Origin of the sequence: Tabrizicola sp. (genome assembly GCF_051645465.1) — a bacterium.
Classification (GTDB): Bacteria; Pseudomonadota; Alphaproteobacteria; order Rhodobacterales; family Rhodobacteraceae; genus Tabrizicola.
The window spans coordinates 1-8593 of the sequence record NZ_JBOFBI010000219.1 but is presented as its reverse complement, the minus strand read 5'-3'; the positions used below and the strand labels follow the sequence as shown (position 1 = coordinate 8593).

The 8593-nt window shown below is 63.3% G+C and carries 9 protein-coding genes and 2 pseudogenes; 6 read left to right on the top strand and 5 right to left on the bottom strand.

Annotated elements, in window-relative coordinates:
* A partial coding sequence (locus ACRCSW_RS14375; protein WP_438706139.1) for an MFS transporter occupies positions 1-962 on the top strand: 962 nt, incomplete at its 5' end.
* Here the strand turns inward: ACRCSW_RS14375 and dusA are convergent.
* Together dusA and ACRCSW_RS14365 are read right to left on the bottom strand one after the other, a co-directional pair.
* Entirely contained in the window at positions 941-1927 is a 987-nt protein-coding gene (gene dusA / locus ACRCSW_RS14370) for a tRNA dihydrouridine(20/20a) synthase DusA (protein WP_438706137.1), read from the bottom strand. The two genes, ACRCSW_RS14375 and dusA, sit on opposite strands and share 22 nt — an antisense overlap.
* Positions 1928-2232: 305 nt before the next feature.
* Positions 2233-2466: pseudogene (locus ACRCSW_RS14365) on the bottom strand (transposase); the annotation flags it as partial.
* Positions 2467-2525: 59 nt separating this feature from the next.
* Between ACRCSW_RS14365 and ACRCSW_RS14360 the strand changes: the two are divergent.
* Positions 2526-2630: pseudogene (locus ACRCSW_RS14360) on the top strand (integrase); the annotation flags it as partial.
* A 51-nt stretch (positions 2631-2681) separates the two neighbouring features.
* On the opposite strand, the gene ACRCSW_RS14355 reads toward ACRCSW_RS14360, so the two are convergent.
* From ACRCSW_RS14355 to ACRCSW_RS14345, 3 genes are read right to left on the bottom strand one after another with little or no spacing between them, the layout of a single operon-like run.
* Complete coding sequence (locus tag ACRCSW_RS14355; RefSeq protein WP_438706135.1) at positions 2682-3353, bottom strand: response regulator; 672 nt, start codon at positions 3351-3353, stop codon at positions 2682-2684.
* A complete protein-coding gene (locus ACRCSW_RS14350; protein ID WP_438706133.1) occupies positions 3350-4786 on the bottom strand; it encodes an ATP-binding protein in 1437 nt (478 codons plus the stop codon). The genes ACRCSW_RS14355 and ACRCSW_RS14350 overlap by 4 nt, the downstream gene beginning before the upstream one ends.
* Positions 4787-4948, bottom strand: coding sequence for a hypothetical protein (locus ACRCSW_RS14345; protein ID WP_438706132.1), 162 nt, complete (start codon positions 4946-4948; stop codon positions 4787-4789).
* Between the two features lie 111 nt (positions 4949-5059).
* Between ACRCSW_RS14345 and ACRCSW_RS14340 the strand changes: the two genes are divergently transcribed.
* The 4 genes from ACRCSW_RS14340 to ACRCSW_RS14325 all read left to right on the top strand — a co-directional run bounded on the left by ACRCSW_RS14340 (position 5060) and on the right by ACRCSW_RS14325 (position 8513).
* Complete coding sequence (locus tag ACRCSW_RS14340) at positions 5060-6064, top strand: YHYH protein (RefSeq protein ID WP_438706130.1); 1005 nt, start codon at positions 5060-5062, stop codon at positions 6062-6064.
* Positions 6065-6073: 9 nt separating this feature from the next.
* The gene (locus ACRCSW_RS14335; protein ID WP_438706128.1) at positions 6074-7243 is read left to right on the top strand and encodes a YHYH protein; all 1170 of its coding nucleotides are present in this window, start codon (positions 6074-6076) and stop codon (positions 7241-7243) included.
* A 65-nt stretch (positions 7244-7308) separates the two neighbouring features.
* Positions 7309-7869 carry a cytochrome b gene (locus tag ACRCSW_RS14330; RefSeq protein ID WP_438706126.1) on the top strand — a complete coding sequence of 187 codons (561 nt, stop codon included), beginning with the start codon at positions 7309-7311 and terminating at the stop codon, positions 7867-7869.
* Positions 7870-7970: 101 nt separating this feature from the next.
* Entirely contained in the window at positions 7971-8513 is a 543-nt protein-coding gene (locus ACRCSW_RS14325) for a hypothetical protein (RefSeq protein WP_438706124.1), read from the top strand.
* Positions 8514-8593 lie beyond the last annotated feature (80 nt).

The following is an 8593-nucleotide window of genomic DNA, read 5'->3' as shown; positions in this document are numbered from 1 at the left end:
CAGGCCTGGCGCTTTTCATCGGCGGAACAGTGCTTTGCGCGCTGGCCCCGAACATCGAGCTTCTGATCCTTGGGCGGCTGATCCAGGGATTTGGCGGGGCGGCCAACATGGTCGTCCTGCGCGCGGTCATCCGCGACCTTGCGACCGGGCATTCGGCCACGCGGATGATGTCGACGATCATGATCGTGATCGCCGTATCGCCCCTGCTGGCGCCATTGTCGGGGTCGGCATTGCTGGCGTTCGGGTCATGGCGGCTGATCTTCTGGGCACTGCTGGTCGCGGCGGCCTTGAGCTTCGTTCTGATCCACTACGCACTGCCCGAAACCCTGACCGATGCGAACCGGCAGAAGTTCGATGCAGCCACGATGCGTGCGGGCATTGCGTCGCTGCTTATGGACCGCCCGTTCATGGTGATGACCTTCCTCGCAGGCTTTGCGTTTGCCAGCTTCTTCGTCTTCATCGCCAGTGCGTCGTTCGTCTATACGGGGCAGTTCGGCCTGACCACAACGCAGTTCTCGTTGGCGTTTGCGGTCAATGCGATCGGGTTTTTCGCGGCGTCGCAGTTTTCGAGCAACCTCGCGCAGCGGCTGGGCACGCTGCGGATGATCTATCTTGCGACCACGGGATTTGCCGTTTCCACCTTCGCGGGCTTCGGGCTTGGCCTTGCAGGCCTTGCGACCCTGCCGGTGACCATGGCGGCGTTGTTCATCGGCAACGTGTTCCTGGGGGTGATCCTGCCCACCGCCCAGGTGCAGGCGCTGGAGGATCATGGCTCGAACGCGGGGCTTGCCTCGTCGCTGGGGGGCACGATGCAGATGGTTGCGGCGGGGGTTCTGGTCGCGGCTGCGGGGCCGTTCCTGGATGGCACGGTCGTACCGATGCAAGGTGCGATTGCGGTCTGCGGCTTCCTGGCGCTGGCGCTGTCCTGGCTGATCCCGCGTCAGGCGGCGGCCGAGGCCTGAAGCTCGGCCAGCGCACGGTCGAGGACTTCGAGCCCTGCCCCATCCCGGCTGGCGTTTTCGGAGAGCACCCGGCGCCAGCCGCGCGCGCCGGGGCGGCCGGTGAAGAGGCCGAGCATATGGCGCGTGATCTGGTGGAGTCGGCCCCCGTTGCCGAGGTGGTCGGCGATATAGGGACGCATCGCATCGATGACCTCGAAAGCGTCCGGGGCGAAGCTGTCGCCCCAGAGCGCATCGGCTCCGATCAGGACCGAGGCGGGGTCGTGATAGGCGGCGCGGCCAAGCATCACGCCGTCGAGGCCCTGCTCGAGGAAGTGCTTCGCCTGGTCGAGACTGGTGATGCCGCCATTGATGGAGATTATGAGCTCGGGGAAACGGTGCTTCATCCGGATCACCAGATCATGGTCGAGCGGCGGAATCTCGCGATTTTCCTTGGGCGAAAGGCCCTGGAGCCAGGCCTTGCGGGCGTGGATGATGACGTGGCGGACCCCTGCCCCGGCGATGGTTTCGATGAAGCGGGGAAGGATGCTTTCGGGGTCCTGATCGTCGACGCCGATCCGGCATTTGACAGTCAGCGGGACGTCGGTTTCGGCGATCATGGCCCGGACGCAATCGGCAACCAGTTCGGGCCGCTCCATCAGGACGGCGCCGAAGCAACCGGATTGCACCCGGTCGGACGGACAGCCGCAATTGAGGTTCACCTCATCGTGGCCCCAGGGGCGGGCGATGCGGACGGCCGTGGCGAGTTCTGCCGGATCGGACCCGCCAAGTTGCAGCGCAACGGGGTGTTCTTGCGGCGAATAGTCCAGAAGGCGCGATTTCGGGCCATGGACGATGGCGGCGGCCGTGACCATTTCCGTATACAGCATGGACCGGCGAGTCATCTGGCGGTGGAAGACCCGGCAGTGACGGTCGGTCCAGTCCATCATGGGTGCAATGGACAGTCTATGTGATTGATGTTCTTTCATTTTTTCTGTAGTCTCAAATCGTTAGCCCGCTTGCCCGCCCGCCGTTCCCATCCCCGACTTCGCCCCTTCTCGCCACGCTACGACGCCTCACTGCACACGGATTGCACACGAAATGCCGACCATCGCATGGCTTCCGTCCGGCCCGTGGCGCGTGCAGGTCCGCCGCAAGGGTCGGTACGTCAGTGAGACCTTCCTGCGCCGCGATGATGCGCTCCGCTGGTCCCGTTTAGCCGAGCTGTCGGTCGACCGCAACGAAACGCCGGTCAGTGCGCGGATCGGTCGGTTGACGAAGTTCGGGGATCTGGGATATCCGGCTCCTCGGTCACCCGAGCCAGCTTTCGCTTCAGGCGTCGGCTCTCGGCCTCTTGGTCAATACTGTTCGACTTCGCCAACGGCTCCGCGAACAGCCGCAGCCATTTGTACAAAGAGTGCGAGCTTACGCCCAAACGCCGGGAAACCTCCCGAACCGGATACCCTCGCACCGTGACCTGACGCACTGCATCCCGCTTGAACTCGTCGCTGTAGTTGCTCGTCCCCATCTCGGCCTCCTGGCCTCAAAGTCAGGCGGCAAAGCGTCGACAAATCCGGGCGCACCTCAAAGACTGGCAACCTGCGAGCCGTCCAGCTTCTGCTTGGCCACACCAAGATGGATAGCACCGTACGTTACCTCGGGATTGAGCTTGAAGATGCGCTTGAGATTTAAGAGAGCGTCGAGATGTAGGCCAAACCAACCGGTTTCGGGTCAATCTGGCGCTCACAGCTCAAAAGCATATCCCACGCCGTAGACCGACCGGATCGGGTCCCAATCCGCGCAGACGGCTTTCACCTTAGCGCGGATGTTCTTGATGTGGCTGTCGATGGTCCTGTCGATGACGGCGGCGTCGTCCGGCAGGGCAAGGTCGAGGAGTTGCGCGCGCGAAAAGACGCGGCCGGGCCGGTTGAACATCACGTGCAGTATCTGGAACTCGCGCCGCGTGAGGTCCAGCGAGACGCCCTTGATGGAGGCGATCCAGGTCGCATCATCCATGATCAGCCTCGGAGGTGCGCCGTCTTCGGCCTTCGGATCGGTGCGACGCAGCACGGCCTTGACACGGGCGACCAGTTCGCGGGGCGAAAAGGGTTTGCAGATGTAATCGTCGGCCCCGAGCTCCAAGCCGAGGAGGCGGTCGATCTCTTCCACCCGCGCGGTTTCGAAGATGATCGGCAGGTTGGTGGCGGCGCGAACCTCGCGGCAGATCGTCAGGCCATCCTTGCCGGGCAGCATCAGGTCGAGCACCACGAGGTCCGGGCGGGTGTCAAGGATCGTTGCGACCGCGTCGGTGCCGTCGTGGTAGACCTCTGCGGTAAAGCCGTCGCGGATCAGATAGTCCTGAATGACGCGGGCAAGGGCCGGTTCATCCTCAAGGATCAGGATGCGCTTGCTCATTCGGATGGCCCTTTTTCGGGCAGGCTGAACGTCACGCGCAGGCCGCCCATAGGTGAGGCGGTGGCGGTGATCGTGCCGCCATGCGCGCGTATGATCGCTTCGCAGATGGACAGGCCGAGGCCCGAGCCGCCATCAGCGCGCGAGCGCGACTTTTCCGCCCGGTAGAAGCGTTCGAAGAGATGCGGCAGGCTGTCGGGCGGGGGTGCGGGGGCGGTGTCATCGATTGTCAGGGTGACGAAGCCATCGCGCCTTTCGCCGGTGATCACGATCTCGCCCGGCGAAGTGGTATAGCGCAGGGAGTTCTCCAGGATGTTGTCGAGTACCTGCCTGATCCGGCCCGCATCGCAGGGCGCGATCAGCGGTTGGTCGAACTTGCACGTCAGCGAGAGGTTCGCCTGCGCCGCCCGAACCGCCATGCTGTCTGCCGCATCCCGGGCGATTTCGGCCAGGTCGCCGGGTGCGAGCGAGGCTAGGATCCGCCCTTCGCGCGAGAAGGAGAGGATTTTGACGTCGTGGACCAGCTGCGACAGGCGCATCACCGCGCCGTGCATTTCGGCCAGGGTGCGGGCGTCGGGCTGGCGCACGCCGTCCTGCAGGGCCTCGATCTCGGCGCGGAGGATCGCGAGTGGTGTCTGCAGTTCGTGCGAGGTGTTGGAAATCCACTGGCGTTCCGCCGCTTCGGCCTCTTCCAGGCTTTGCGCCAGCACGTTGTAATGACCGATCAGCCCGCCGAGTTCATCGCTGCGGGTGTTCGGGATTCGCACCGAATACTTGCCGCTCGACAGCGTGCGGGCGCCCGCTTCCAACGCCTTGATCGGGGCAAGAAGGCCTCGGGCAAAGATCAGGGCGATGGTGGCCGAAATGCCAAATGCCAGGAGAGAGGCCAGCAGCAAGCTCATGTACTGACTGCGGATATAGAAGGCATCGATGCCTTCGACCGCCTCCTGCGGGGTTGCGAGGCCAAGCGAGCCGATAACGGTCTGTCCGTCGCTTGCATAAATCGGTCGCTGGATCGACGCCTCGCCCTGGTCCGCCCCTGCGATGATCACGCCGCCGTTCGCGTCGAGGAGCGACAGCCGGGCGGAGACCTGGAGCGGATCGCCCCTTCGCGGTGGGCGGGGCGGCTGCCCTTCGGCAGGTTGCTCTTGCAGCCTGCGTGATCCGACCGGGCGGAAGTTGTCGCCGACAAAGGCTTTCCATCGCTTGGGGTCGTTCTGGAACTGCTCCCAACCCGCCGGGTCTGCGGTGTGAAGGTCGGTCAGCGCTAGGACCAGGTCGTCAAAGCGGTTGATTTCGCCCTGCAGCAGATAGCGCGAAAAACCGTCGCGCATGCTGATCGCAACCATGATCGCCATGACCGCGACGACCATGAGCGCTGTGGCCGAGATCGCGAGGAATATGCGGGTCGTCAGGTTGATCGTGATTCTTCTCATTCAGGTGGAATGGAGCGACATTGTGCAGCCAGCATGAAGCGACGGGTGGGGCGCTTTGCCTGGGTGGTGGTCGCCGGTGGGCAGTTTTTCCATGCCTGCCGGGCGCATGGCGATCATTCCAAAGCTCTCAGCCAGATCAAGCCGGTGCGGGTTCCGCTCCATGGTGCCTCCATATTGGGACGATATCCAAAAGGTAGCTTACTGGCCAGCCGCCGCCTCTCTGCGGCTGCCGCCCTGACCGTCTTGGTCTGAATTCAGAGAAGGATAAGTACCTTGAAGCCTGGCCGTTTGAGACCTTTCGCTGTCCTTGTTGCTTCGTCGCTGGTTGTGGTCAGTCCCGCGTTGATCGGAGGCATCGTTCTTGCGCAGACGAAGTCCGATGGCACGGCAACCGACGCTGCGGGCGCCCGGGACATCACCAATGCGATCCTGACCAGTCGCTCCGCTGACTGTGCGGATTACGCGACCACCTACACATCCAGTGTCACGGATATTCAGGAACAGGAACCTTTCAGCGGCGCTGTCGCGATTACCGCCGATGACGGCAGCTGCACCCTGACCTCCAACAACGTTCCCAACCACGACTTCAACGACGAAACGGCGCGCTTTGCGCGACCGGTCGAAGAGTTCGCGCAAGCCTTGACCATCCCGCGGAAGCCCGAGATCGCAGCCAAGCCGACGGCCTTGTCGCACGGCAGCTACAATGCCGTGATGCTGAACGGGGTCGTGCTCGACCTTCTGTCGGCGGGCTGCTACCGGCCGGACGGGGGGCGCACCGACGAGCACGGCAACGTGATGATCGGCTGCAGGGCGACCGACCCATGGCTGCTGGACCCGCTGGGGCCGGGGGCGAGTTTCGGGACGGACGCGCACAACGCGCATACCCAGCCGGACGGGCTTTACCACTATCACGGCAATCCGATGGCGCTGTTCGACAGCGAACCAGGCGAGGACGGCTCACCCGTGATTGGCTTCGCGGCTGACGGGTTTCCGATCTATGGCAGCTACTTCAAGGACGAAAGCGGCGAGGTCCGAAAGGTCGTGTCAGGGTATGTCCTGCGCGCGGGCGAACGTCCCGCCAAGTCGGACACCGATCCGGGCGGTGCCTACGACGGGATGTACGTCGACGACTACGAATTCACCGGCGCGGGCGATCTGGACGAATGCAACGGAATGACTGTTGACGGCCAGTACGGCTACTACGTCACCGATACCTATCCTTGGGTCATGGGGTGCTTTTCAGGCACGCCGGATCCGTCCTTTGCCAAGCGTAGATAGGAGACCGCCATGAGCAATTTGACAGGCTTCTTGCGCCTTGTCGCTGCCCTGCATCTGAGCGCAACGCCAGCAAGCGCCGAGGTGGATACGTCGCTGTTCAGCCAGGACGCGCTGGTCACGCCCCCCGAAATGGTGGACTGCACCCTGACCACCGGAGAGGCCGCGCAATGTGCGAAGTTTGTGGTGAAATACCTGCCCGACAACCTGGAGATAGGCCCCTTCTGCCCGACGACCTTGGACGAGACGGGCGGGATCTGGGACTGGGACGGCGAGAATCCCGGCGTCTACCGGTTGAACCGGGCCTTTTTCGAGATGCTGAACGGCCTCGGCTATACCTTCTATGACGAGGCGGGGAACATCTACATCACCGATCCGGGCGGCGGCACGCCTCCGGCGCAGGACAACACCTGCCTGATGGCGACGGCGGACGAGGCGGTCGAGATGACAATGCTCATCCCGACGACCCCGGTTGTGGCAGATGCGCCGACCGACCTCGGCACCGTCGCCAAGGTTGGTATCGCGCTCGATGGCGTGCCGATCTTTGCCGATGCGCCTTCGGTTCTGGAAACCGGCCACATGCCTGCGCTGGATACCTGCGGCGGGCATATCGATCCGGGTGGGTGGTACCACTGGCACGGCACTTCGACCGATATGCAAACGGTGTTTGGCGCATCGGGGCTGGATGCCGAATGCGGGCTGGCGCAATCGGCCAGTGCGCAGTTTGGCTATGCCTTCGACGGGTTCCCGATGTTTGGCAGCGCGGAAGTTGACGGTGCCGTCCCGACTGACCTTGACACCTGCAATGGTCATACGGGGCCGACAGCCGCCCACCCAGAGGGCGAATATCACTACCACGCGACGGCAGAGTTTCCGAACCTGCCGCCTTGCCTGACCGGTGTTCAGGCCGAGGATAACTTTTCGACAACCGCCGCCATGGGTCTGGGGTCCGTGAATGGCGGCGGTGGGGCTGGTCCGGGGCACGGTGGCCCCGGACCAGCTGGCCGCCGGATGCCCCCCGGCTTCGACAAAGTTGCCGAAACGCTGGGCGTAACGGCGGAAGAGCTGATGCGGGCCCTTGATGACGCGGGCGGGCGCAATGCCGATCTGGCCAAAGCTGCCGCTGCCCTTGGCGTCACAGAAGAGGCGCTGCGTGCGGTGCTGCTGCCGCCGCCGAATTGACCTTCATCGACCGCTGCGCCCGGATCATGCTCCGGGCGTCGCTGATCTTTAGGAAAGGAACCATCATGAGCAACCAGCAAACCTATGACCTGACCTCGCGGATCAATCACTGGATCATGGCTGTTGCCATGATCGGTATGGTGGCGTTCGGGTTGTACCTGGGCTTTGGCGGTCTGCCGCGAGAAACTCGCGGCCCGCTGATCGATCTTCACAAGGCTATCGGCGTGCTGGTTCTGATCTTTGGCGTCTGGCGGGTCGGGTTGCGGCTGTTCCGTGGCTTCCCGCCGCCCGCATCCGAGATGCCATCGTGGCAGGAAACCGCGTCGAAGGCTGTGCATTGGGCACTACTTGCCAGCATCATCATCATGCCCGTGTCGGGTATCGTCGCATCCGTTTTCCGAGGCAGGGCGATCGATGTTTTCGGGTTGTTCGAAATCCCTGCTCAGGCCGAAAATCCGGGTATTGCCGGACTTGCCGGGCAGATCCACGAATTCGTCGGCATCGGTCTTGCGGTAGTGATCGCCATCCATGTCGCGGCGGCGCTGAAACACCATGTCGTCGACAAGGACGCGACCCTGACCCGGATGCTGACGGGTCGTGCGGCGAGCACTGACGAAACCCCATAGTCAAACCAAATCAGGAGACGACAATGTTCCTCAATCCGAAAACCGCCTGCGTTCTGGTTCTTGTAGCCCTTCCCTGCGCAGCCACAGCGCAAGATCCGACGATGAGCTTTTTCATCACGAGTGAGGGCCTCGGTGATGGGGCCAATCTGGGCGGTCTCGAAGGGGCTGACGCCCATTGTGCGGCCTTGGCTGAAGCGGCGGGCGTCACGGGGAAGACCTGGGCGGCATACCTTTCGACCACGACCCAGAACGCGCGCGACCGGATCGGCACGGGCCCTTGGGTCAACGCCAAGGGCGTGGTGGTCGCGACCGATGTGGAGAACCTCCATTCGGCGGAAAACAACATTTCCAAGGAGACCGCACTGAATGAAAAAGGCGAGATCGTAAACGGCCGCGGGGACGAGCCGAACCGGCACGACATCCTGACTGGGTCGGATGCGACGGGCGTGGTGTCAGGCGGCACCTGCGAAGACTGGACCAGTGCCGCCGAAGACGGCTCGACCATGGTCGGCCATTTTGACCGCACGGGCGGCGGGACCGATCCGACTTCGTGGAACGCTGCGCATCCGTCGAAGGGCTGTCATCTGGCCGGGTTGCAAGGCACGGGTGGGGATGGGTTGTTCTATTGCTTTGCGACGCAGTAAGGGCGATCCAGATGAATGCCAAACCGTGCGGCCAATCTTGACCGCACGGTTTTTCTCGATCCTTGGCAGCTATTTGTGGA